The sequence below is a fragment of the Streptomyces sp. NPDC050315 genome (genome assembly GCF_040655775.1).
Classification (GTDB): domain Bacteria; phylum Actinomycetota; class Actinomycetes; order Streptomycetales; family Streptomycetaceae; genus Streptomyces.
In genome coordinates, this window is record NZ_JBFAKN010000008.1 from 17,310 (window position 1) to 40,903 (window position 23,594).

General features: G+C 72.5%; 17 protein-coding genes and 1 pseudogene. 11 read left to right on the forward strand and 7 right to left on the reverse strand.

All coding sequences use genetic code 11. The annotated features are described in order from the left end of the window. Window positions 1-18 precede the first annotated feature (18 nt). From sbnA to AB0I82_RS27550, 6 genes and pseudogenes are all read left to right on the forward strand, one after another. Window positions 19-1,044 carry a 2,3-diaminopropionate biosynthesis protein SbnA gene (gene sbnA, locus AB0I82_RS27525; RefSeq protein ID WP_363260044.1) on the forward strand — a complete coding sequence of 342 codons (1,026 nt, stop codon included), beginning with the start codon at window positions 19-21 and terminating at the stop codon, window positions 1,042-1,044. A gap of 3 nt (window positions 1,045-1,047) precedes the next feature. Continuing rightward, the gene (gene sbnB, locus AB0I82_RS27530) at window positions 1,048-2,055 is read left to right on the forward strand and encodes a 2,3-diaminopropionate biosynthesis protein SbnB (protein WP_363260045.1); all 1,008 of its coding nucleotides are present in this window, start codon (window positions 1,048-1,050) and stop codon (window positions 2,053-2,055) included. 2 nt (window positions 2,056-2,057) lie between these two features. Continuing rightward, window positions 2,058-3,986, forward strand: a complete 1,929-nt coding sequence (locus AB0I82_RS27535) for an FAD/NAD(P)-binding protein (protein ID WP_363260046.1) — start codon at window positions 2,058-2,060, stop codon at window positions 3,984-3,986. Further along, the gene (locus AB0I82_RS27540; protein ID WP_363260047.1) at window positions 3,983-5,557 is read left to right on the forward strand and encodes an L-lactate permease; all 1,575 of its coding nucleotides are present in this window, start codon (window positions 3,983-3,985) and stop codon (window positions 5,555-5,557) included. The genes AB0I82_RS27535 and AB0I82_RS27540 overlap by 4 nt, the downstream gene beginning before the upstream one ends. Before the next feature lie 79 nt (window positions 5,558-5,636). Continuing rightward, a pseudogene (locus AB0I82_RS27545) lies at window positions 5,637-6,569 on the forward strand (hydroxyacid dehydrogenase); the annotation flags it as partial. 142 nt (window positions 6,570-6,711) lie between these two features. Beyond that, the gene (locus AB0I82_RS27550; RefSeq protein WP_363260048.1) at window positions 6,712-7,563 is read left to right on the forward strand and encodes an NAD(P)-binding domain-containing protein; all 852 of its coding nucleotides are present in this window, start codon (window positions 6,712-6,714) and stop codon (window positions 7,561-7,563) included. A gap of 17 nt (window positions 7,564-7,580) precedes the next feature. Here the strand turns inward: AB0I82_RS27550 and AB0I82_RS27555 are convergent, their stop codons facing one another. After that, the gene (locus AB0I82_RS27555; protein ID WP_363260049.1) at window positions 7,581-8,426 is read right to left on the reverse strand and encodes an oxidoreductase; all 846 of its coding nucleotides are present in this window, start codon (window positions 8,424-8,426) and stop codon (window positions 7,581-7,583) included. A gap of 108 nt (window positions 8,427-8,534) precedes the next feature. Here AB0I82_RS27555 and AB0I82_RS27560 point away from each other — a divergent pair, with 108 nt between their 5' ends. Continuing rightward, window positions 8,535-9,449 carry a LysR family transcriptional regulator gene (locus AB0I82_RS27560; protein WP_363260050.1) on the forward strand — a complete coding sequence of 305 codons (915 nt, stop codon included), beginning with the start codon at window positions 8,535-8,537 and terminating at the stop codon, window positions 9,447-9,449. 79 nt (window positions 9,450-9,528) lie between these two features. Here AB0I82_RS27560 and AB0I82_RS27565 read toward each other — a convergent pair whose 3' ends face one another. Beyond that, window positions 9,529-9,960, reverse strand: coding sequence for a nuclear transport factor 2 family protein (locus AB0I82_RS27565; RefSeq protein WP_363260051.1), 432 nt, complete (start codon window positions 9,958-9,960; stop codon window positions 9,529-9,531). Between the two features lie 378 nt (window positions 9,961-10,338). On the opposite strand from AB0I82_RS27565, the gene AB0I82_RS27570 reads away from it, so the two are divergent. Continuing rightward, complete coding sequence (locus AB0I82_RS27570; RefSeq protein ID WP_363260052.1) at window positions 10,339-12,645, forward strand: tetratricopeptide repeat protein; 2,307 nt, start codon at window positions 10,339-10,341, stop codon at window positions 12,643-12,645. Window positions 12,646-12,726: 81 nt separating this feature from the next. On the opposite strand, the gene AB0I82_RS27575 is transcribed toward AB0I82_RS27570, so the two are convergent. Together AB0I82_RS27575 and AB0I82_RS27580 are read right to left on the reverse strand one after the other, a co-directional pair. Beyond that, a complete protein-coding gene (locus AB0I82_RS27575; protein ID WP_363260053.1) occupies window positions 12,727-14,586 on the reverse strand; it encodes a hypothetical protein in 1,860 nt (619 codons plus the stop codon). Window positions 14,587-14,647: 61 nt separating this feature from the next. Further along, window positions 14,648-15,721, reverse strand: a complete 1,074-nt coding sequence (locus AB0I82_RS27580; protein ID WP_363260054.1) for an ATP-dependent DNA ligase — start codon at window positions 15,719-15,721, stop codon at window positions 14,648-14,650. Between the two features lie 74 nt (window positions 15,722-15,795). Between AB0I82_RS27580 and ligD the strand changes: the two genes are divergently transcribed. Next, window positions 15,796-16,830, forward strand: a complete 1,035-nt coding sequence (ligD, locus tag AB0I82_RS27585; RefSeq protein ID WP_363260056.1) for a non-homologous end-joining DNA ligase — start codon at window positions 15,796-15,798, stop codon at window positions 16,828-16,830. Between the two features lie 39 nt (window positions 16,831-16,869). Here the strand turns inward: ligD and AB0I82_RS27590 are convergent, their stop codons facing one another. Continuing rightward, window positions 16,870-18,399 (reverse strand): PucR family transcriptional regulator, encoded by a 1,530-nt coding sequence (locus AB0I82_RS27590; RefSeq protein WP_363260057.1) that lies wholly within the window; start codon window positions 18,397-18,399, stop codon window positions 16,870-16,872. A 164-nt stretch (window positions 18,400-18,563) separates the two neighbouring features. Between AB0I82_RS27590 and AB0I82_RS27595 the strand changes: the two genes are divergently transcribed. Continuing rightward, the gene (locus tag AB0I82_RS27595; RefSeq protein WP_363260058.1) at window positions 18,564-20,030 is read left to right on the forward strand and encodes a cytosine permease; all 1,467 of its coding nucleotides are present in this window, start codon (window positions 18,564-18,566) and stop codon (window positions 20,028-20,030) included. Here AB0I82_RS27595 and treZ read toward each other — a convergent pair. Then, window positions 20,020-21,783 (reverse strand): malto-oligosyltrehalose trehalohydrolase, encoded by a 1,764-nt coding sequence (gene treZ, locus AB0I82_RS27600; RefSeq protein ID WP_363260059.1) that lies wholly within the window; start codon window positions 21,781-21,783, stop codon window positions 20,020-20,022. The genes AB0I82_RS27595 and treZ overlap by 11 nt on opposite strands. Before the next feature lie 70 nt (window positions 21,784-21,853). After that, window positions 21,854-22,771, reverse strand: coding sequence for a GNAT family N-acetyltransferase (locus AB0I82_RS27605; protein WP_363260060.1), 918 nt, complete (start codon window positions 22,769-22,771; stop codon window positions 21,854-21,856). 253 nt (window positions 22,772-23,024) lie between these two features. Here AB0I82_RS27605 and AB0I82_RS27610 point away from each other — a divergent pair, with 253 nt between their 5' ends. Next, window positions 23,025-23,570: a DUF1707 and FHA domain-containing protein gene (locus tag AB0I82_RS27610; protein WP_363260061.1), complete on the forward strand. Its 546-nt coding sequence runs from the start codon at window positions 23,025-23,027 to the stop codon at window positions 23,568-23,570. Window positions 23,571-23,594: the final 24 nt, after the last annotated feature.

A 23,594-nucleotide genomic window follows, 5' to 3' on the forward strand; every position in this document is an offset into this window, starting at 1 on the left:
CCAGAAGGGCAAAGTCCGATGCTCTATCGGAACGCTCATGAACTGGTCCTGGACAGCGTATTCCTGGACCTGGACGGATTTATTCCGAACGTTGATCTCAAGCTGAAGATCGAGGGCCTCAATCCGGCGGGTTCCATCAAGATCAAGGCGGCTGTCGGGCTGATCGAGGACGCGGAGCGCAGCGGACTCCTGGAGCCGGGAGGGCGCGTCATCGAATCGTCCTCCGGAAACCTCGGCATCGCACTCGGTTCGGTGTGCGCCGCGCGTGGCTACTCCTTCACCTGCGTCGCCGACCCGAACACCGCGCAGCAGAGCATCGCCCTGATGGAGGCGTTCGGCGCGGATGTCGTCGTGGTCACCGAGCGCGACGCCAACGGCGGTTTCCTGCAGACCCGGATCGACTACATCCACGAGCGGCTGCGCGAGGACTCCTCGCTGGTCTGGCCGAACCAGTACGCCAACCCGGCGAATCCGCGCGCCCATTACGAGCGCACCGCGGCAGCCATCGTCGAGCAGGGGTGGCGGATCGACCACCTCTTCATCGGCGCCGGCACCACCGGAACGCTGATGGGCTGCACCGACTATTTCCGGGAGCATTCGCCGGACACCCGGATCACCGCCGTGGATTCGGTGGGTTCGGTGACGTTCGGCGGGCCGCCCGGAAAGCGGCACATTCCCGGTCTCGGTACCAGCAGAAGGCCTGAGATCTTCCGCTCCGGAAGGGTTGACGAGGTCATTCTCATTCCGGAGTTCGAGGCCGTGCGGATGTGCCGGCGGCTCGCCGCGGAGCGCGGTATCGCGCTGGGCGGATCGACCGGGTCGGTGCTCGCCGCCGTGGAACGCAACAGTGACCGCATCGAGCCGGGCGCCTGCGTGGTCGCCATCTCGCCCGATATCGGCGACCGCTATCTCGACACCATTTACGACGAAGTCTGGGTTTTTGAACGGTTCGGCCGACTCGATTCGGGTCCGCACGGCTCCCGGAACACCCAGAAAACCGACAACGAGCCGGGGCGTGCGGCCGCCCTCGCGATGAAGGGGTAATCAATGTTCGAGTTCAGTGTCATCGGCGGCAAGACCGCCCGGAACATCATCGAGCGCGGCAGAAAGCAGATCGTCGAAGAGGTGCGCGCCACCTACCTGGCACACCAGGACGGTGACTCCGTCAATCCCAACAGCTACTTCCTGCGCTTCCCCGACAAGCCGGACAGCCGCATCATCGCCCTGCCGGCCTACCTCGGCGGTGAGTACAACGTGGCGGGCATCAAGTGGATAAGCAGCTTCCCCGGCAACATCAAGAACAAGGTGCCCCGCGCCTCGGCGGCCCTGCTGCTCAACGACTACGAGACCGGCTACCCGTTCGCCTGCCTGGAGGCGTCCCAGATCAGCGCGGCCCGTACCGCCGCCTCCGCGGTCCTCGCCGCCGAGGAGCTGACCGGTTCGCGCACCGTCCGGCGGCTGACCATCGTGGGCGCCGGCATCATCGCCCGGAACATCCTGGAGTTCTTCAAGGCCCAGGAGTGGGACATCGACGACCTGGTCATCCATGACCGGATTCCCGAGTACGGCGGGGCGTTCGCCGACTACGCCGGCGACGCTCTCGGCTACCCCGCACGCGTCGAAGCGGACCTCGGAACCGCCGTGGACGGTGCCGGCCTCGTGGTCTTCGCCACCACCGCGGGCGAACCCTATGTCCTGGACCCCGCCGCGTTCGCTCCCGGCCAGATCGTCCTGAACGTTTCGCTGCGCGACATCGGCCCCGAGATCATCGCCGCCGCCCAGAACATCCTGGACGATGTCGATCACTGCATGACGGCCAACACCTCTCCGCACCTGGCGGAACAGAAGTACGGACACCGGGAGTTCATCGCCGGCACCCTCGCCCAGGTGATCCGCGGCGAGGTCGAGGTGGCCACCGACCGGCCGGTGATCTTCTCCCCGTTCGGCCTCGGCGTGCTCGACCTCGCGGTCGGCACCCACGTCCACCGCACCGCGCAGGAGTCCGGCGAGGCCGTCGAGATCTCCGACTTCTTCGGCGAAACCCAGCGGTGGTAGTCATGACCCGCACCTCCGCATCGAACGCTGCGTACGCCCCCACGCCCCCGGCCGGCGTCTGCGTCATCGGCCTCGGCTCCCGTGGCGTCGGCGTCCTCGAACGCCTCATCACCCTGACCTCCGCCCCCGAATGGGCGGAGCACCCCGTCACCGTCGACCTCGTCGACCCGACCTGCGACGGCACCGGCCTGCACGATCCGGAACAGCCCGACTACCTGCTGCTCAACACCGTCTGCAGCCAGGTCTCGCTCTTCCCCGAGGAAGCCACCGTCGGGGAGGCCGTCGGCGACCACGGCCCCACCCTGTACGAGTGGGTGCGCGAGCGCGGTCTGCGCCTGGCCGATGACGGGTTCACCCTCGGCACCCATGGCCGTGAGATACGCCCGGACGACTATCTGCCGCGCCGGATACTCGGCGCGTACCTGTCCTGGTTCCTGCAGCGGACTCTGGACCGCGCCCCCGCGCGCCTGAACATCCGGCTCCACCCGGCCACGGCGGTCGCCCTGGCCGGCACCGACGACGGCCTGCGCGCCGTCACCCTGGACAACGGCACGGTGCTGCGCAGCCGCTATGTCTTCCTCACCACGGGGCACACCCCGCCCGCGGCCGCCGCGCAGGCTCCCGGCGAGCACCGCAGGATCCGTTCGCCCTACCCGCCGGAGCGGCAGTTCGCGCAGGTCGCCCCCGAGCACACCATCGCCCTGGCCGGCACCGGCCTGTCCGGGATGGACGCCCTGGCCGCGCTCACCCTGGGCCGCGGCGGACGCTACACCGTCCACCATGGCGTACGGGAATACATACCAAGCGGACGCGAACCGCGCATCCTGTTGTTCTCCCGCACCGGACTGCCGTTCCGCGCCCGCCCCGCCGCCAACCGCGAGGGCGCCTTCACCCCGCTCGTGCTCACCGGACAGCGCATCGACCGGCTGCGCACCGGCACGTCCGACGGCGCGCTGAGCCTCCATGGCGACCTCGTACCACTGGTGTGCACGGAGATGCGCATCGCCTTCCACCGGCGCTGTGCCATCCTCCTCGGAGGCGCCCAGGAACTCGCGACCGAGGAGTCCTTGCGGGCCGCGGCCGAAGCGGGAACGCTGAATGCGGAGCTCGCTCGCCTGGACGTGGAACACCACGCGGCCTTCGGTGAGTTCGTGCCGGAGCGAGTACTGTTCCCCGTCCTCGGCGCCCTCGACGACAGCGCCGCCTACCAGGACTGGTACACCGCGGCCCTGGAGGCCGACCTGCTGGAGGCCGCCAAGGGCCTGGGCGCCAGCCCGCTCAAGTCCGCCCTCGAAGTACTGCGCGACCAGCGGGACGTCCTGCGCTACGCCGTCGACTTCGGCGGTCTGGACGGAAAGTCGCAGGACGAGTTCTACGGTTCCTTCACCGCGGTCCTCAACCGTTCGGTGACCGGGCCGCAGCTGGAACGGCACGGGGAACTGCTCGCTCTGATCCGCGCCGGCGTCGTCGAGGTGCCCTTCGGCCCCGAGCCGGAGGCCGTCTGGGACGGGGACACCGGTTCCTGGCGGCTCTCCTCGACCCGCCTCGCGGAGGACCACACCGCACACGCACACTGGCTGTGCCACGCGACGTCGGACCGGCCCGACATCGACCACACCGGCAGCGCACTCCTCGCTGACCTGCGCGAGAGCGGCCGCATCCGCCGCCACCGCGCCGTGCAAGCACCGAGCAGCGGCGGCGTCGACATCACGCCCGGTCAGCACCCGGTGGGCCGCGACGGGTCCGCGGACACCCGGATGTGGATTCTCGGTCCGCTCTGCGAAGGCGCCACGTTCTACAACCACTACGTTCCCTCGCCCGGTGGTGTGTCGCGCGCGCTCCTGGATGCGGACCGTTGCGTCCGCGCCATGCTCGATGCGGCCCGCCCGGTGGGCGACCATCCGTTCGCCACCGTGGAGGCCGCCCGATGAACGCGGTCCTGGCCACCCTGCCCATCCTGGTGACCCTCGGCCTGCTGGCGGCCAAGGTACGTGCTCTGTACGCCGCGTTGGCCGCACTGGGCACCGCTGCGGTACTCACCGCCACGGTGTTCCGCACCCCCCTCGCCGAGCTCGCCGATGCCCAGCTGCACATGCTGCCCACGCTCGTCGAACTGGCCGCGATCCTGTTCGGCGGCATCCTGCTCAGCGAGCTGATGTCCCGCACCGGTGCCCAGGCCCGGCTCGGCGACCGGCTCGGCGGTGCCTGCAACTCACCCGTCCGCTCGGTGCTGCTCATCGTGTTCGGCGTGACGCCGTTCGCCGAGTCGCTCACCGGGTTCGGCATCGGGGTGATCGTCGCGATCCCGCTGCTGCGTCAGCTCGGCCTCGCACCGGCCAAGGCCGCCGTGGCAGGGCTGCTCGGACTGGTCACCGTGCCATGGGGCTCGCTCGCACCCGGCACTTTGGTGTCCGCCGACCTCGGCGGGGTGGACTTCCAGGAACTCGGTGTCGTGTCGGCGCTGCTTTCCGCGCCCGTCTTCCTGATCTGCGGCGCCGCGGCGCTCGCCGTCTCCTTCGGAGTGCGGCGCGCGGTGGCCTCGGGCGGCGAACTGCTGCTGGCCACCGCGACGTTGTGGGTCACGGTATGGGCAGTGAACACCTTCATCGGCGTACCCCTGGCCGGTGTCCTCGGCGGACTCGCCACCATCGGGGTGCTGCTGCTCGTCTCGCGGCGGCGGGAGCGCCCGGCCGTGGGGGAGCGGCGCCCACGGCCGGTGGCCCGCGCCCTGGCCCCGTACGTCTTCCTCGTGGTCGGCCTGCTCCTCGGGCGGGCGGCGCTGACGGCGGCGGGCGTCCAGGAGGGCTGGTGGACGGTGATCGCCGGTCCGGCCGGGTGGCTGCTGCTCACCACGGCACTGGCTCCGCGGCTGCTGGGCTCCCCCGGGCCGGTGCTGCCCGCCGCGGTGCGTACGGCCACCGCACGCTGGTGGCAGGTCACCCTGACCACCATGGTCTTCCTCGTCCTCGGCACCCTGCTGACCGTGACCGGCATGAGCCGGGAAATGGCCGAGGCCTGTGCCTCGCTCGGCCCCGCCTACCTGCTGGTCGCTCCCTGGATCGGTGCGGCCGGCGGGTTCCTGGCCGGGTCCAATACCGGGGCCAACGCGATGTTCGCCGCCAGCCAAGGGGCCACCGCCCACGTGCTCGGCTACCCGGCGGTCCAGCTCGTCGGCGTCCAGAACGTCAGCGCCGCACTGGCCTCCGGGGGTTCGGTGGCCCGCGTGGTGCTCGCGGCCGAGCTCGCCACCAACGCTCCCGGCCCGCAGCACCCCGACACCGGAGAGGCGACCACAGCACCCGCCCCCGCCCGGCGCGACCCGGCCACGGGCACCGCGACCGCGGTCCGCGAAACCACCGTACGGACCACCGCGCTGCAGCCCGAAGCATCCGTGGCGCAGGAAGCCGCGCCGGTGAACACCGGCTGGGTGCTGCGCACCGTGCTCGGTGCCCACGCAGCGGTGTTCCTGGTGCTCGGCGTCATCGCCCTGCTGTGGCGCTGACCCCCGCGCCCGGCTCCGTATCCCGCCCACCGACCATTCCTCACCGGCCCGCAGGCCGCTCCCAACGGAGGCAACCACCATGTCCAGACCCGTCGTGCTGATCGCCGACCAGCTCTCGCCCGCCACGGTCGACGCACTCGGCCCAGGGGTCGAGATCCGCCACTGTGACGGCACGGACCGCGCGCAACTGCTGGCCGCCGTCGCCGATGCCGACGCACTTCTGGTACGCAGCAGCACGCAGGCCGACGCCGAAGTGATCGGTACGGCAAGCCGTCTGAAGGTCATCGGGCGGGCCGGGGTCGGTCTCGACAACGTCGACACCCCCGCCGCCACTGCCGCAGGCGTCCTGGTGGTCAACGCCCCGGCGGCCAACGTGGTCAGCGCCGCCGAGATGACGTGTGCCCTGATCCTGGCAGTGGCCCGGAACGTGCCGCAGGCCGCCGGAGTGCTGCGGCGGGGTGCCTGGCAGCGCAGCCGCTTCATCGGTGTCGAACTCGCCGGCAAGACCCTCGGCGTCGTGGGCCTCGGCCGCATCGGCCGCCTCGTGGCCGAGCGCCTCGCCGCCTTCGACATGGAGGTCGTCGCGTTCGACCCGTACGTGGCGTCCACCGAGGACGGGATACCGCTGGTCACGCTCGACGAACTCCTGGACCGCTCGGACTTCGTGACGGTTCACCTGCCCAGAACGCCGGAGACCGTCGGCCTGATCGGCGCGGCCGAGCTGCGTCGCGCCAAGCCGAGCGCGTACATGATCAATGTCGCGCGCGGGGGCATCATCGACGAGGCCGCGCTCCACGCCGCGCTGTGCGCCGGCGAGATCGCCGGCGCCGCCCTCGACGTCTTCGACCACGAGCCGTGCACCGACTCGCCGCTCCTCGGCCTCGACAACGTCGTGGCCACCCCGCATCTGGGCGCCGGGACCACGGAGGCCCAGGAGAAGGCCGGCGTCTCGGTGGCCGAGTCGGTCGTACGCGCCCTCGCCGGGGAGCCGGTGCCGAACGCGGCGAACGTGCCGGTCCGGGTGTCCGAGGAGATCGACCGGCTGCGGCACCCGCTGGCGGACCTCAGCCGCTGACCCGGACACTCGGAACGGGCGCTTTTCGACGATCAGTCCCTGAGACCGAAGTCCCTGCCCACGAGATTGGCGAACATCCATGACCACGAATCCAACGAACGCGGACGTCGGCACGGACGCGGACGTCGGCGCGGACGCGGCGGATCGCATCGGAATCATCGGCGTCGGAGAGATTGCTCGCGCCCTCGTGGAAGGACTGTGCGAAGGAGCGGACACCCTGCCGGACGTGTTCCTCTCCCCGAGGGGGGCAAGCGCAGCCGCTGACCTGTCCCGGCGCTACTCATCCGTGCAAGTCTGCTCCGACAACCAGGAGGTGGTCGACCGCGCAACGGTGGTGATCATCGCGGTCCGCCCCCAGGACCGGACCGATGCCCTCGCCGGACTGACGGTCGCCGGGGACAAGGTCGTGGTCAGCGTCATGGCCGGCGTAGGAAATGACGAACTGCGCCGCACCCTCGACACCGATGCACCGATCGTGCGTGCGATCCCTCTCCCCGACGTGCGCCGGCGAGCCTCCGTCACCGTCACTCACCCGTCCCACCCGGCCGCGACGGCCCTCTTCGACCGACTCGGCGGGTCACTGCCCGTTGCGGAGGAAACGTCCTTCAACGTCTTCTCCGCACTGACGGCAACGATCACCACCCACTACTGGTACCTGGCCACGCTCACCGAATGGGCCGCACGGCACGGCGTTCCCTCCGCTGATGCGGATCGATACGTCCGCAGCCTGTTCCAAGGCGTCGGACGAGCACTGAGTGACGAGGCCAGGACCCTGCCCCGACTCGCGGCTGCCCACGAGACCCCGAACGGCATCAACGAGCGAATCCGCACCACCTGGTTCGACGCAGCAAACACCCACGCACTCAACGACGCGCTCGACGCTCTTCTCGCAGACCTCGACCACGACCCCGAGCGCCGTAGTGAGGTGTGAGCGGCCGCCCGGGACCGTCACTGGGTGTCGAAGTCCGTCCCCCGGGAGACCTTCTCCCACGCGGCGAGTTCGGCGCGCACCGAATCCAGGTGCCCGATGAGGGAGTCCACCGCGTCGCCGCCGAGGGCGAGGCGCAGCGGGGTGTTCTCGGCGTCCAGGGCCAGCCGGATCGCCGCCGCGGCCTTTGCCGGGTCCCCGGGCTGGGTGCCGGCGCCGCCCTGCACCAGCTTCCGGGTGGCGCCGACCTTCTCCGCGTACGCCGGGTGTTCCTCGGAGAAGTACGCCGCGCCCTTGCCGAACAGGTTGGTGCGGAACGCGCCGGGCTCCACGATCAGTACCTTGATGCCGAACGGCGCCACTTCGTCGGCCAGGCCCTCCGACAGCTGCTCCAGCGCCGCCTTGGTCGCGCTGTACGCGGAGAATCCGGCGAAGGACAGCTGTCCGCCGAAACTGCTGATGTTCACGATCGAGCCGCTGCCCCGCTCCCGCATCTGCGGCAGCAGCGCCCGGGTCAGCCGCGCCGGGCCGAACACGTGCAGCTCGAACAGGTCGCGCAGCTCCCGGTCGGTGGTCTCCTCGAACGCCCCGACCTGCGTGCGCCCGGCGTTGTTCACCAGCACGTCCACCCGGCCGTAGCGGGCCAGGACGTCCGCGGCCACCACGTCGATCTGCTCTCCGTCGGTGACGTCCAGGCCGATCGCCTCCACCCGGTCGGGGTGCGCGGCGACCAGGTCGGCCAGCGCCTCGGTCCGTCGGGCCGTGCCGATCACCGTGTCCCCGGCGGCGACCGCGGCCTCGGCGATGGCCCGCCCGAAACCACTGCTCGCGCCGGTGACCAGCCAGACCTTGCCGCTCTCGGTCATCTCTTCGTCTCCTCTTTCCGCTGCCGTTCGGGACCTCCCCGCCGACAGCGGCCATCCTTCGCCGAAATCCGGGACCACGTCCAAGACCTGTTGTGATAGCCATGGGTTATGGACGTCCATGGACGCGATCTGCGCTACTTCGCCGCGGTGGCCGAGGAGTTGAGCTTTACGCGGGCCGCCGAGCGGCTGTTCGTCTCCCAGCCCGCGCTCAGCAAGCAGATACGGATGCTGGAGAAGCAGGTCGGCGCGTCTCTGTTCCACCGGGACCGGCGGGCGGTGCGGCTGACCGCGGTGGGGGCGGCCCTGCTGCCGCACGCCCGCGGGATGCTGGCCGCCTGGGAGGCCGCCGAGTCGGCGGTGGAAGAGGCGAGGGCCGCCGAGCTGCACACTCTGGTGATCGGCATGTCCACCAGCCCGGGCCGCGGGCTGCTGCCTGCCCTGCGGACGCGGCTGATCTCCCAGTACCCGGACGCACGGCCCGTCCTCCGGCAGGTCAACTGGGCCGACCCCAGCGCCGGGTTGGCGGACCGGTCCAGCGATGTCGCCTTCGTCTGGCTGCCGCTGCCGGGCGGCGACCGCTATCGATACGCGGTGGTGGCCCAGGAGCCACGCCTGGTGGCACTGCCGCGGGAACACCCCCTGGCGGCGCGGGCCGCAGCCGATCCCGAGGGGGCGGTGGACTTCAGCGATCTCCTGGACGAGCCCTTCCTCGCCCTCCCTCCGGAGGCCGGTCCGCTGCGGGACTACTGGCTGGCCCTGGACGCCCGGGACGGCCGCGCGCCGCGGATAGGCGGGGTGGTGGCCAGCGCGGAGGAGACCCACGAGGCGGTCGCCAACGGCCAGGGCGTGGTGCTGCTGGCGACCGGCAACGCCTCACTGGTCGTCCGGGACGAGGTGATCGCCGTACCGGTCCGGGGCATCTCCCCGTCCCGTCTGGCGGTAGCCGCCCGCCGGGACGACGAGCGCCCCTTGGTGGTGGCCTACCTGGCCGCGGCGGCAAAGGTGGGAGCGGGTCCCTCCTGAGCGGCCCCTCCTGAGCCGGGCCGCCCCGCGAGGCTCCGCGCGGGCGGCTTCGGCGTCCGGGGTGGCAGGCGCGACGAGCTCACGGGGTCTCGGGCATGAGCCCCAGTTGTGCGAGGAAGTCGGCCTGGTCGAAATAGAGGCGGTAGTCGACGATGACGCCGTCTCTCACCGTGGCGAAGTCGCATCCGCGTATCCGGACTTCCCGCTGCGTCGCCGGGAGCGTCTCGCCGCTGGGGAGGGCGATGGGGCCGGTGTTGCGGCCGCCGAAGACCCCCTCGTCGATGGCGGTGTCGCCGATCTCGTACGCGTGCAGCGACTCGAACGACGCCTGCGGAATCATCTCCGTCATCTGACCGAAGAACTCGACAATGCTCGCGCGCCCCCGGAGCTCTCCCGCATCTGGCGTGACCGCGACAGCGTCCTCCGCGAAGCACGCCGCGACGGCCTTGGGATCGGCGGCCGTCGTCAGTGCCTCGGTGAGCCGGTCCATGACGTCGCGTGCTTCTCCCATGATCCACCTCCTGCGGTCCCCGCCGGGCTCTGATCGCCTTCCATTCTCCTCCTGAAACCCGGACCCCGCGCTCTGGCGTCCACACTGGTCGAGACCACCGGGCCGCCGTCTGTGGCTGTGGCTCCACGTCTCATGTCTCGCCGAACCGGAACACCCTGGTCGACCATCCGCTGTCAGTCACTCCGCCGTCGAGCGCCTGGCTGAGTTGGCCATCCGATCGGGCGGCGGCCTGGTCTGCGAGTTCGCTGACCCGAGCCAGGACGGAGGCGATCATCTTGTGCCCCGGGACGCTCATGGTCGCCCCCGCCGTTCGCTACGGTTGATCTCGTCTTGGCGGGGACGGTGGCCGTGAGGGTGCCGGGAGCAGGGGAGTTGGGGATGGTGGATCCCATATCGCTGGCGGCGGTCACGGCGATGCTGGGAGCGGTCGGCACGGGCATGGCCAACGAGGCCGGGAAGCGCGCGCTCGAATCGGTCGGCGGCCTCGCCCGGCGGATCGCGGGGCGCGAGGTGGCCGCGCCGGCGACGCCGGGCGACTGGGACGGTCTGGCCCGCCTGCTCTACGAGGGTGCGCTGCGCGATCCCGGTAACGCCGCGCGCCTCGCCGAAGTGCAGGCCCTTGTACGGGACGCGCTCCCGGAAGCGCGCGCCCGTGCGGTTCCGCAACTTCCGCCTTCACTGCGGTATTTCACCGACCGGGACAGTCAGAAGCGGAGCATGGGGCGCGAGTTGGCGCGGCAGTACGCCGGGCGCCCGCGTCGCGTACTGCTGTACGGCCCGGAGGGCATGGGTACGAGCGCGCTCGCCCGTCAATGGGGGTGGCAGGCAACCGCGGACGGGCACTTCCCGGATGGACAGGTGTACGTCGATCTTGGTGGCGACGGTGCGGAGGGCGGACTCGATCCGGCCGTGGCGGTCCGCCATGTACTGCGTGAACTGGGGCTGACCGAGCCGGAGATACCGCCGGGCCGGGCGGAGTGCGTCGCCCTGTTCCGCCGCCTCGTGGCCGGTCTGCGGCTGCTGCTGGTACTGGATCACACCCACTCCGCGGCGCAGGCCGGGCCGCTGTTCACCGCCGCGCCCGGGGTCTTCACGATTGTCGTCGCCCAGCACCGGCTGGCCGGCCTGGATGCCGTACCGATCGAGGTCGACCCGCTGCGGAAGAAGGACGCCGTCGCGCTGCTGACCGACCTCGTCGGGGAGCGGGCCGTCAAGGCGGCGTCCCGGTCCGCGCTGTCGTCGGTCCTCGCCCGCTGCGGCGGCTCACCGTACGCGCTGCGGGCGATGGCCCCGCGGCTGACCCGTGGCCAGGAGGGGGAGCCGGGAGTGTCCGGAGACGAGGGCCGGTACGAGGCGGGGCGCACCGCCGGAAACGAGCCTGCGCGCGAGCCGGAGCAGGTGCCCGCGCGCGAGCGAGAGCACGAGCCCGAGCAGGGGCCCGCGCGCGAGCCCGCGCACGGCTCCGCTCACGCCCCGGCGCACGGCTCCGCTCACGCCGCCGCCCCTGCCCCCGTCCCCGCAGTCATCGACGACCTCTACCAGGAGCTCGCGCCCGCTCCGGCCCGGCTCTACCGGCTGGCGGCCGTGTGGCCGTGGGCCGCGTTCGGGGCCGGGCAGGCCGCGGCGGCCGCGGACATCGAGGAGGCGGAGGCGGGCCGGCTGCTGGAGGTGCTGGCGGACCAGGGGCTGCTGGAGCGTACCGATGCGGGGCGCTACCGCTACCGTCCGGCCGTCCGCCGCCACGCCGAGCAGGCGGCCCTCCGGGAGGCGGGCGTCGCGGCGTACGCGCAGGCCGTCGGGCGCACGGTGGAGTGGGCGCTGCGCTTCGCCGTACGCGCCGACCTGGCCGCGCTGCCGCAGCGCTGGCACGTCGGCCCGCTCTACGCCGACGGCCGGCTGACGCCGGGCCCGTACGCGGGCCCCGGCGAGGCGGTCGCCGCGCTCGGCGGCGAGCTGGGCAACCTCGTACAGGCCGTGCTGGCCGCCGAGGAGTTCCGGCTCGGCGACGCGGCCTGCCAGCTCTGCGAGGCGCTGTGGGCGTACCAGCTCAAGGCCGGCCGGCACGAGGAGCTGCTGCCCGCGCTGCGGGCCGGGGTCTGGGTCGCCGACGCGGTGAGTCCCGGTTCGCGGATGGCCGCCCGTATGCACACGCAGCTCGCGCTGGCCTTCGTGGAGCTGCGGCGCTTCGAGGAGGCGGAGACGGAGCTGACGGCCGCCGCCGACGCCGAGCGCGCCCAGGGGCACCTGCGCGGCCGGGCGACCGCCGCGGAGACGCTGGGCCTGGTACGGCTGGCGCAGTGGCGGTACGAGGAGGCGCTGGAGCTGTTCGCCGAGGCGGACGGGTACGTCGCGGAGATCGGGCCGGCGGCGGAGGGGCGTGCGGATGTACCGCGCGCCCGCGCACTCCTCCAGCGCCACCGCGGGCGTGCGCTGCGGGGGCTCGGCCGGTGGGCCGAGGCAGAGGAGCTGCTGACGCGCGCGCTGGGCTTCTTCCGGGACAGCGGGGAGGCGTACAACGCCGCGCGGACGCTGACCGACCTGGCCGAGACGTACCACCTCGCCGGGCGCGCGGCGGACGCCCTGCCGCTGATCGACGAGGCGATCGCCGCGCTGGCGGACGAACAGGCGGAGTACCACCTCGGCCACCTACGGGCACTGCGCGAGCGGTGCCTGGATGGCGCGTGACGGCCGCTACGGAAGCCGCGACGGACGCCGCCGCTATGGAGACCGCGACGGACGCCGCTACGGGGACAGCGACGGACGCCGCTACGGAGCGGCGTCTTCGCGACTGACCCGCACCCGGTAAGCCGCCCGGCCCGCCCATACGGTCAGCCGTCCCACCCACTTGGTAGGCCCGCCCTCCGGGGCCCCGTCCTCCGGCAACCCGTCCACTCCCTTCCCGTCCGCCAGCCAGGCGTACAGCGCCGAGGCGTACGCGGCCGGGTCGGCGCCCGGTAGGCCACCGGCCGCGCTCCGGTCCGCGGTCAGCCGCAGCAGGTCGCCGTCGCGGGTGCGGACGGTGCAGCTGCCGGGCCCGGTGACGTACGCGGCAAGCCGACAGTACGGGTGGCGGTCCAGGACCTCCGCCGTCCAGGAGGCGGGCGGGCCGAGCCGGGGGTCGTCCGCCGCGCCGTAACGGAAGATCACGTCGGCCAGGGAGAGGGTCCCGGGATCGAGCGTGTCCTCGTGCACGGCTACGTGCGCCCGCACCCCGTCCGGGCCCCGGGACGGGCCCTCGTCGGCCGCGTCCGCCGTCCCGCCGCGTCGGCCGGCCCGGCGGTCCACCGTCACCTCGCCCGGCCCCAGGAGCCGCGTCAGGACGCGCAACGGCGTGGTGCGCACCGGCGGTTCGTACGGGGGCAGTGGCAGCGGGTCGAGCAGCGCGGGCTCCGGGGGCTCGGGCAGGCCGATGAGCCCGTAGAAGGCCCGGCGGAGCAGCCGTGCCGACTCGCCCGGTGCCGAGGTCGTGAGCGCGGCGGGGCCGGGCAGCGGCCGGTGCCCGGCCAGCGCGGCGTCCAGTTGGGGGCGCAGCGGCGCATACGGGTCCAGCCGCGGCGTCCGCCGTACGAAGTCGGCGACGGGGGAGTCCGCCGCGAGGCCGGCCGGCGAGTCCGCGCCGATGAGCACCGGCGTGCCGTGCGCGGCCGCGTAGTACGACACGGAGCCGTAGTCGCCGATCACCAGGTCCGCGGCGAGCAGCGCCTGCTGCCAGCCCGTCAGCGGGTCGACGAGGGTCAGCCCGGCGCGCCGGGCCCGGTCGAGCCAGGCGCGTATCTGGCCGGGTCCGTGGCCGTGCCAGATGTTCGGGTGCAGTACGGCGGCGGTGCGGTACTCGTCGGCGGGGAGTTCGGCCGTCAGGCGGGCGAGCAGCGCGTGCAGGACGTCGTCGCCGCCGTCCCCGAAGAGCGCTTCCGGGTTCCACGTCGAATTCAGCAGGACGAGCCGCTGGTCCGGTGCGACGCCGAGCGCGCGGCGGAAGCGGTCGCGGTACGGGCGGGCCGCCAGCATCCGGTCGAAGCAGGGATCACCGGCCAGCACGGCCGTGTCCGCGGCCTGCGGGCAGACGGCACGCAGCCGCCGGAGCTGCTCGGGGTGGGAGAGCACCATCGCATCCGCTATGGGGGCGCCGTCCGAGAGTGTCCATTCCGGACCGAAACCGAACACCGGCGGCTCGGATGCCGACGACGCCTGACCGGGCACGTCCCCGCGCTCCCCGCCATCCGGCGTTTGGCGTTTGGCGTTTGGCGTTTCGAGCCTTTTATTGTATCCCGCGCCGTGCGACAGGACGGCCAACTTCCCGGAAAGGTCCGCCAGTTGACCGCCGAAGCTGGCCGTGACAGCGAGGTCCACCGGTGTCCGCAGCGCCTGCTCCCACGGCAGTACCGGTACGCCGGTCTCCGCCAGCAGCTCCGGCACGCCTGCCTGGAACGGCGACGAGCCCGTACACGTGGCGAGCAGCTGCACCCGTAGGTCGTCGCGGAACAGCGGCAGCACGTCCAACAGCCGGGTCGCCGAGGTCACGTTGTGGACGACCAGGAGCACCTTCCGGCAGCGGGCCCGAGTGGTCCAGCGGGCCGCGTCCGCCCCGACCGGCACGCGTATCCAGTCCGGCTCGACGCGCCCCACAACAACCCCCGCACTTCTCGTGCCCCTCTGGCCCTTCGAACCCCCTCACCCTAATGGCGCCTCAGTCCACCCTTCGGGTCAGCACCCTGCCCAGGTCGTACCGCACCGGCTCCTCCAGTTGTGCGTACGTGCAGCTCTCCGGGGTGCGGTCCGGGCGCCAGCGGCGGAACTGGGCGGTGTGCCGGAAGCGCTGCCCGTTCTCCATGTGGTCGTACGCCACTTCCAGCACCCGCTCCGGGCGCAGTGGCACCCAGGACAGGTCCTTCTTGCCGCTCCAGCGGCTGGGCGCGCCGGGCAGCCGGGCGGACTCGTGCGCCTCCTCCTCCGTCCAGTGCGCCCAGGGATGGCCCGCCGCCGACTCCATCCGCAGCGGCTCCAGCTCGGCCACCAGCTCCTCGCGCCGCTTCATGGAGAACGCGGCGCAGACGCCCACGTGCTGCAGCGTGCCGGCCGCGTCGTACAGGCCGAGCAGCAGCGAGCCGACCACCGGGCCGCTCTTGTGGAAGCGGAAGCCGGCGAGCACGCAGTCCGCCGTGCGCTCGTGCTTGATCTTGACCATGACCCGCTCGTTCTGGCGGTACGGCATGTCCAGCGGCTTGGCGATCACTCCGTCCAGGCCGGCGCCCTCGTACTGCGTGAACCACTCCGCGGCGACATCGGGATCGGTGGTGGCGGGCGCAAGATGGACCGGCGCCTCGGCGCCCTGGAGGGCATCGGTCAACCGGGCGCGCCGCTCCTTCTGGGGCGCGCCGAGCAGCGCTTCGTTGTCCAGCGCCAGCAGATCGAAGGCGACGAAGCCGGCCGGGGTCTGCTCGGCGAGCAGATCGACGCGGGACTTGGCGGGGTGGATCCGCTCGGTGAGCGCATCGAAGTCGAGGTGGTCGCCGCGCGCGATCACGATCTCGCCGTCCAGTACGCAGCGCGCGGGCACATTGGTACGCAGCGCCTCGACCAGCTCGGGGAAGTAGCGGGTGAGCGGCTTGCCGGTGCGGCTGCTGAGCTCGATCTCGTCGCCGTCCCGGTAGACGATGGCCCGGAAGCCGTCCCATTTGGCCTCGTACTGCATGCCGGACGGGATCTTCGCCGCCGGCTTGGCCAGCATGGGCTTCACGGGCGGCATCACCGGGAGATCCATGTCTCGATTGTGCGCGTACGCCCCTTACGTCGCCCGACGAGCGCCCCCGGCCGCGCGCCCTTACCGTGGCGGCCATGGGCGGTACAGGCGGTGCCAAGGGTGCGGGCGGTGCGGCAGTGGAGATCGAGGCCGGCGGCCGTACCGTACGGCTGTCCCACCCGGACAAGGTGTACTTCCCGGAGCGCGGCTATACGAAGTGGGACCTGGCGCAGTACTACCTGGCCGTCGCCGACGGCATCACTCGGGCGCTGCACGACCGGCCGACGACTCTGGAGCGGTACCCGGAGGGCGTCACCGGCGAGTCGTTCTTCCAGAAGCGCGCCCCGAAGAACCACCCCGACTGGCTGCCGACCGCCCACATCACCTTTCCCAGCGGCCGCTCGGCCGACGAGATCTGCCCCACCGAGCCCGCCGCCGTCCTCTGGGCGGCGAACCTGGGCTGCGTCACCTTCCACCCCTGGCCGGTCCGCCGCGGCCGGCCCGACCACCCCGACGAGCTGCGCATCGACCTCGACCCGCAGCCGGGCACGGACTACAAGGACGCCGTACGGGCCGCCCACGCGCTGCACGCCCTCCTGGACGAGCTGGGCCTACGGGGCTGGCCGAAGACCTCCGGGGGCCGCGGCCTGCACGTCTACGTACCGATCGAGCCGCGCTGGACGTTCACTGAAGTGCGGCGCGCCGCCATCACGGTGGGGCGCGAGCTGGCCCGCCGGATGCCGGACCAGGTGACGACGGCCTGGTGGAAGGAGGAGCGCGGCGCCCGCATCTTCGTCGACTACAACCAGATGGCGCGCGACCGCACCATCGCCTCCGCCTATTCGGTACGGCCGAACCCGCGTGCCACGGTGTCCGCGCCGCTCCTCTGGGAGGAGCTGGACGACGCCGAGCCGGCCGACTTCGACCTGGCCACGATGCCGGCCCGCTACGCGGAACGGGGCGATGTGCACGCCGATATGGCCGAGGAGAGCTTCGGGCTGGAGTCCGTGTTCGAGCTGGCCGACCGTGCCGAGCACGAGAGTGGCCTCGGCGATCTGCCCTATCCGCCCGACCACCCGAAGATGCCGGGCGAGCCCACCCGCGTACAGCCGAGCCGCGCCCGCCACTGACAGCCGGTACGCCGCCCCCGTAGGCCATGCGTACCGGTGCTAAACCCGGCCCCCGCGCCGGATCCGCGTCGCCAGCCACAGGTCGAAGCGGTCGTCCGCGTCGTCGAGGCGGCGGCCGGTGAGGGCCATGGCCTTGTCGAGGCGGTTGCGCACGGTGTGGCGGTGGACGCCGAGGCGGCGGCTGGTGGTGTCCCAGGAGCCGCCGGTCTCCAGCCAGGCGGCCAGCGTGGCGATCAGCTCCTCGCCGCTGTCGGCGAGGTCCAGGGGGCTCAGCACGGCGTCCGCGTAGCCCAGGAGGGTGCGCCGGTCGCCGAGCTCCAGGAGCAGCCGGCTGGCCTGGCTCTCGCGGGCCTCGACCGGCGCGCCCGAGCTCCGGCTCAGGCCCAGCAGCCCGGCTGCCTGCCGCAGGGAGGCCCGTACGGCCTCGGGAGCGGCCGGCGGGCCGAGGCCGGCGGGGCAGGCCGGTACGAAGCGGCCGAGGACGTCCCGTACGTCCAGCTCCTCGGCGACCACCGCCTCGACGAGGCCGCCCTCGGCGACCCGCACCAGGCCGCCCGGTACGGCGAGGGCGAGGTCGGCGGCCGCCTCCTGGGCGGTCTCCGGGGGCGCTTCGACCACGACGCCGCGCACCCGTTCGGTGGCCAGCCCGACCGAGGCGAGGATGTCCTGCGCGCGCCCTGCAGCCCGCTCCTGGCCGCCCTCGGGCTCGGCGAGCAGCTCCGAGAGGAGCGCGGAGCGCCGGCGCCGCTCCGGCTCGTCCATCAGATGCCGCCGCTCCAGCTCCAGAGAGAGCAGGGAGACCAGACCGGGCACGACGGCGCGGGCCGCGGCGTCGGGGCCGCCGCTGAGGAGGAGCAGGCCGCGCAGCCGGCGGGCGCCCAGCGGCTGCACTTCCAGTTGCTGCCCGCCGGCCGTACTGGCCGCGCTGCCGCGCAGCCCCCGGGAGGCCACCCGGTCGATGAGGTCGCGGGCGCTGTCCAGTACGGGCTCGACATCCGGCCCACCCGAGGCGAGCAGCCGCCCCAAGGGGTCGAGGACCGCGGCGCCCACCCCGGTGGCCGCCGTCCACTCCTCCAGCATCGGGCGCAGCCCGTTGTCCGTGGCCGCCGCGGTCAGCCGCCGCTGGGTCGCGAAGGCGCGCTGCAGGACCTGCCGCTCCTCGTGGGCACGCGCCTCGAAGACGGCCTTCGTGACGGCGATGAACGGCACCTCGTCCGGGACGGTGAGCAGCGGCAGGCCGGCCTCCTGTGCCGCGTCCACCAGGGGCTGCGGCGCCGCCTGGTACGGGAGGCCGTGCCCGAGACCGAGCGCCAGGGCCGCGGCGCCGCCGGCCGCCACGTCGGCGACGTACGCGCGGCAGGCGGCGGGCTCCATCGGCAGCAGCAGCCCGATGGTCATCAGCAGCTCGCCGCCCTGCAGCCACTCGCCGGGATGCAGCAGGTCGGAGACGGTGGCGGCATCGATGGTGCGGTCCAGCAGCCCGGGCGCGGGGGCGCCGGTGACCGAAAGATTCAGGTCCGGGCGCGCCAGGAGGTCGGTGAGGTACAGCGGCATAGACATAGTGTCCATCACATATCTATCGGATGGACGATCGGGCGATCGAAGCGGCTCTCAACGGGCCCGTAGGTTCACACCACCGTGCTCGGCCCCAGGCCACACGTCCCCCACAGCCCCCCATTCCGTCCCCGTACGGCCCCCCCAAAGCCGCTCACTGCACCATCCGAGGAGGACCCATGGCTGCCGCCCCCAGGGTCATCGAACAACGATCGATCGACTATGTGCCCGTGCGCGAGCGCCACGGCAAGGTCTGGCACCAGGGGCCGTTCTGGTTCACCGGGAACTTCGTGCTCACCACGATGGTCACCGGCTTCCTCGGCCCCGAGCTGGGCCTGAGCCTGGGCATGTCCGTGCTGGCCGTGATTCTCGGTGCCTGTTTCGGCACCTTCTTCATGGCGTTCCACGCCAACCAGGGCCCCCGTATGGGCCTGCCGCAGATGATCCAGTCGCGCGCCCAGTTCGGCACCCGCGGCGCAATCGTGCCGTTCGCCGCCGTCGTCTTCGTGTACGTCGGCTTCAACGTCTTCAATGTGGTGCTGGCCACCGAGGGGCTGCAGACGATCCTGCCCGGAGGCACCACCCTCTGGTACGCCCTGATCATCGGCCTCGCGATCGTCCTCGCGGTCGTCGGCCACGATCTGCTCCACCTGGTCCAGCGCTGGCTGACGTACGTGCTGATCGCCGTCTTCGGCGTGCTCACCATCGGGGCCTTCGTCCAGCTGGACCCGGGTACCGCGCACGCCGCCGCGTCCGGTGGCGGCTCGACCTGGACCTCCTTCCTGGTCGTCTTCTCCGCCGCGGCCGGCTACCAGATCAGCTACGCGATCTACGTCTCCGACTACTCGCGCTACCTGCCGAAGGACGTCCCGGCCCGCAAGGTCATCTGGTGGACCTACGCCGGCGCGGCCGGCTCCGCCGTCTGGCTGATGTCGCTCGGCGCGCTGCTGTCCTCCGCGCTGCCCGAGCCGGGCGCGATCACCGGCATCCGCCAGGTCGGCAACGACATCCTGCCCGGCTTCGGCACCTTCGCCGTGGTGGTCTCCTCCGTCGCCCTGATCGGCATCACGGCCGTCAACGCGTACGGCGCGATGCTCACCACCACCAGCGCCGTGGACGCCTTCCGTACGGTCAAGCCGACCGTCCGGCTGCGGGTCGCCGGCATCGCCGCCATCGGGGTCGTCATCTTCGTCGTCGCGATGCTGCTGCCGAAGGACTACCTGCACAGCTTCAACACCTTCGTGCTGATGATGCTGTACTTCCTGGTGCCGTGGACCGCGGTCAACCTGGTGGACTTCTACTGCGTGCGGCGCGGCCACTACGCGGTCACCGCGATCTTCGACTCCAAGGGCGGCATCTACGGCCGCTGGTCCTGGCGCGGCATCGTCTCGTACGCCGTCGGCTTCGTCACGATGATCCCGTTCTTCGCCACCCACGCCTTCGAGGGCCCGGTCGCCAAGGCCCTGGGCGGCGCGGACCTGTCCTTCGTGCCCGGCCTGCTCATCGGCGGCGGCCTGTACTACCTGCTCAACCGCAACCTCGACCTGGCCGCCGAGCAGGCCGCGGTCGAGGCGAGCGAGCGCGAGCTGGACGGCGGGCCGGCGGACCGCGAGCCGGCCGCCGCGCAGGGGGCCGTCAGCTCCTGAGCACCGCCGCCGCGGCGGGCTCCAGCCGCAGCAGGCCGTCCGCGCCCCGTTCCGGGGGCGCAGGGCGGCCTGTGAGCGTTTCTGAGCCCTCGTACGGCAGCGGGACGGCGGCGGTACGGGAAGGGTGCAGATTGACCGCGAGATGGACGCTCCCGGGGCCTTCGGGCGTCAGCCGGTCCAGCCGCAACCACCGCTCCTCCTCGTCGTACGCCACGCGCGTACGGGTCAGGCACGGGTCGGTGAGGGCCGGGAGTTCACGACGGAGCGTGAGGAGCGTGCGGTACCAGTCGAGCAGCGCGCTGTGCGGCGCGCGCCGCGGTTCGGTCCAGTCCAGGCAGGAACGCTCACGGGTGGCCGGGTCCTGCGGGTCGGGGATCTCCTCGGCCTGCCAGCCGTGCGCGGCGAACTCCCGGCGCCGCCCGTTGCGTACCGCCGCCGCCAGTTCCGGATCGGTGTGGTCGGTGAAGAACTGCCAGGGCGTGCCCGCGCCCCACTCCTCGCCCATGAAGAGCATCGGCGTGTACGGGGCGCACAGCACGAGTGCGGCGGCGCACGCCTGAAGGCCGGGGGAAAGCTGCTCCGAGAGGCGGTCGCCGAGCGCGCGGTTCCCGATCTGGTCGTGCGTCTGCGTGTAGCCGAGCAATCGGTGTGCGGGGACGGCGCGTATGTCGAGCGGCGCGCCGTGCCTGCGCTCCCGGAAGCTGGAGTAGGAATCGGCGTGGAAGAAGCCGCTGGTCAGAGTCGTCGCGAGGGCTGCCATCGGCGCCTGCGCGAAGTCGGCGTAGTAGCCCTGGGACTCGCCGGTGAGCGCGGCGTGCAGGGCGTGGTGGAAGTCGTCGTTCCACTGGGCGTGCAGGCCGTGGCCCCCGTAGGGGCGCGGCGCCGTCGTCCGCGGATCGTTGAGGTCGGACTCGGCGATCAGGAACAGCGGACGGCGCAGCTGCGCGCCGAGCGCGTCCACCGCCTCCGACAGCTCGGCGAGGAAGTGCCGGGCCCGGGTGTCATGCAGCGCGTGCACGGCATCCAGGCGCAGCCCGTCGATCCGGTAGTCGCGCAGCCAGGACAGCGCGCTGCCCAGGAGGTACGCGCGGACCTCGTCGGAGCCGGGCGCGTCGAGGTTGACGGCGGCGCCCCAGGGCGTGTGGTGGGTGTCGGTGAAGTACGGCCCGAACGCGGGCAGGTGGTTGCCGTACGGGCCGAGGTGGTTGTGCACGACGTCCAGGACGACGCCGAGCCCGAGGCCGTGCGCGGCGTCCACGAAGCGCTTCAGCCCGTCCGGGCCCCCGTACGGCTCGTGCACGGCCCACGGGGCGATGCCCTCGTACCCCCAGCCGTGCGTACCCGGGAACGGGCAGACCGGCATCACCTCGATGTGCGTGATGCCGAGCTCCTTCAGGTGCGGCAGCCGCTCGACGGCCGCATCGAACGTGCCCCCGGGGGTGAACGTCCCGATGTGCAGCTCGTAGAGGACCGCGCCGGGCAGTCCGCGGCCCGGCCAGTCGTGCCGCCAGGCGTACCGGGCGTGGTCCACGACCGCGGCCGGGCCGCCGGGGCCGTCCGGCAGCCGGGCCGCGCGCGGGTCGGGCAGCGGCTCGCCGCCGTCCAGCCGGAAGGCGTACCGGTCGCCGTGGCGGGCCGTCTCCTCGGCCCGCCACCAGCCCGTACGGGACGGGCAGCGGGTCATGGGGACGGCCCGGCCCTCCCGTACGAGCTCCACCCGACCGGCGTCCGGTGCCCACACCTCGAAGAGCACGATGGCCTCTCCCTCCTCGCCACACCACCGCGACGCGCCCCGTGGGCACCGACGCGCCTACGTGCTGCGCCTACCCGTCGAAGAAAGCACGCTCCTGGGTGACGGGGTACCCCGCCTTGGCGAATGCCGCCGCCATTGGGGTGTTGTGCTGGTCCGTCTCGGCGACGATCCGATCCACGCCCAGCGCGGCCAGCTGACGCGTGCAGTCGACCAGCAGGTCGTACGCGTAACCGTGGCCGCGCTGCGCCGGGACGACCCCGATGAACCCCACGACGGGCGAGGTGTGGTTGCGCGCCGGGACGTGCAGCCCGACGACCTGCCCCTCGGGCGTGTACGCCACCCGCCACCAGTCGCGCGGCGACGGGCACCAGTGGAAGAACTCCAGCTCCTCGCGCGCGGCCTGCTCCACGCCGCCCGCGGCAACGGCCCGCCGCGCGTGCGCGTCCAGCGAACCGCGCTCCACCTGGCGCAGCACGTCCAGGATCACCTCGTCGTCCGGTTCCGGCCGGAAGACCAGCCGCCCCGGGTCCGCGGGCACGCCGCACTCGGGGGTCCAGACGTACCGGAAGCGCTCGACCATCGGGCGCAGCCCGGCAGCCCGTACGACGGCCGTCCGGGCCTCGGCAGCGGCCCGCACGTCGGGCTGCGCACGCCAGCCGGGCGGCAGCATCAGGACGTACTCCGCCGACAGCGGCGCGGCGCGCAGCAGCTCGGCCGCTGCGGCGCCCTCGCCGGGCGCGAAGTCCAGCCGGTCCAGGGCGATCGGGCGGGTGTCGTCCGGGCCGGCCCACCACGCGGCGCGCGCCACGACGACGCCGTCGCGCAGCGCGACCCACGTCCAGTCGGGGCGGTACTCGCCGCCGGCCGCGAGCGTGGCGTACGGCCGGCCGAAGCGGTCGTGCCCCAGGAACGGGGCCGTGGGGTCGTGCAGGGTGTGGAAGAGCCGCGCGTCGCCTTCGGTGAGCGCGCGGATGACCAGGTCGGTCATGGTGTACGAGTCCTCTCGGGAGGCACGCTCCCGACGCCCGTCAACGTATGCGGCGGGCGGCGCCGGAGCGCGCGAACAGATCGATGGCCGTGCCGTACATGCCGTTCCGCCTCCTTCCGCCTCACCGGCCCGCCTGCCGCGGGCCCTTCACGTGCCCGCACACTAACCGCCCCTGTGTGCGCGGCGCGAGCGAATTTCCGGTGCCTCGGGTGCTGCCTGGACAGATGACCGGAATACGCCGGACAATCGGGCCATGACATCGCTCGAATTCCCGGCGCGACCGGCCCGCTTGTCGGATGCCGAGCGGGATCGCGCGCTGGCGTTGCTGCGTGAAGGCGCGGCGGACGGGCGGCTGTCCCAGGACACGTTTCTGCGCCGCCTGGAGCTGGTGCTCACCGCACGGCACCGCAGCGAACTGGACCGGGCGACCGGCGACTTGGCCACGCGTGGCCGCTTCGAGGGCGCCGTGCTGCGCGCGGTGGGCAAGGCGTCCGCCTTCCACCTCATGGTGCGCAGGGCATGGCGCACGGAGCGCCTCCCCAAGCTGCTGCTGCCGGACCCCGGGCCGTTCCCCCTCCAGATAGGCCGCGCCCCGGGTGCGGGCCTGCGCCTGAACGACGACACGGTCTCGCGTTCCCACGCCCAGCTCCGCACCTCCGGTGACGTCTGGCTGCTGCGCGACCTCGGCTCCATGAACGGCACGTTCGTCAACGGCCGTCGCGTCCTCGGCGAGGTCGCCGTCCACCCCGGTGATCACGTCACCTTCGGCAGCGTGGCCTACGTGCTCACGGGGCGCTGACTCACGGGGCGCTGACTCACGGGG

Excerpts from the sequence above, each read along its gene's own strand:
- AB0I82_RS27550 (WP_363260048.1), top strand. The coding sequence starts at position 6,712 with ATGACCACGAATCCAACGAACGCGGACGTCGGCACGGACGCGGACGTC.
- AB0I82_RS27610 (WP_363260061.1), top strand. The coding sequence starts at position 23,025 with ATGACATCGCTCGAATTCCCGGCGCGACCGGCCCGCTTGTCGGATGCC.
- sbnB (WP_363260045.1), top strand. The coding sequence starts at position 1,048 with ATGTTCGAGTTCAGTGTCATCGGCGGCAAGACCGCCCGGAACATCATC.
- AB0I82_RS27555 (WP_363260049.1), bottom strand. The coding sequence starts at position 8,426 with ATGACCGAGAGCGGCAAGGTCTGGCTGGTCACCGGCGCGAGCAGTGGT.
- AB0I82_RS27565 (WP_363260051.1), bottom strand. The coding sequence starts at position 9,960 with ATGGGAGAAGCACGCGACGTCATGGACCGGCTCACCGAGGCACTGACG.
- AB0I82_RS27570 (WP_363260052.1), top strand. The coding sequence starts at position 10,339 with ATGGTGGATCCCATATCGCTGGCGGCGGTCACGGCGATGCTGGGAGCG.
- AB0I82_RS27590 (WP_363260057.1), bottom strand. The coding sequence starts at position 18,399 with ATGGACACTATGTCTATGCCGCTGTACCTCACCGACCTCCTGGCGCGC.
- AB0I82_RS27540 (WP_363260047.1), top strand. The coding sequence starts at position 3,983 with ATGAACGCGGTCCTGGCCACCCTGCCCATCCTGGTGACCCTCGGCCTG.
- ligD (WP_363260056.1), top strand. The coding sequence starts at position 15,796 with ATGGGCGGTACAGGCGGTGCCAAGGGTGCGGGCGGTGCGGCAGTGGAG.
- AB0I82_RS27580 (WP_363260054.1), bottom strand. The coding sequence starts at position 15,721 with ATGGATCTCCCGGTGATGCCGCCCGTGAAGCCCATGCTGGCCAAGCCG.
- AB0I82_RS27560 (WP_363260050.1), top strand. The coding sequence starts at position 8,535 with ATGGACGTCCATGGACGCGATCTGCGCTACTTCGCCGCGGTGGCCGAG.
- AB0I82_RS27605 (WP_363260060.1), bottom strand. The coding sequence starts at position 22,771 with ATGACCGACCTGGTCATCCGCGCGCTCACCGAAGGCGACGCGCGGCTC.
- AB0I82_RS27535 (WP_363260046.1), top strand. The coding sequence starts at position 2,058 with ATGACCCGCACCTCCGCATCGAACGCTGCGTACGCCCCCACGCCCCCG.
- AB0I82_RS27595 (WP_363260058.1), top strand. The coding sequence starts at position 18,564 with ATGGCTGCCGCCCCCAGGGTCATCGAACAACGATCGATCGACTATGTG.
- sbnA (WP_363260044.1), top strand. The coding sequence starts at position 19 with ATGCTCTATCGGAACGCTCATGAACTGGTCCTGGACAGCGTATTCCTG.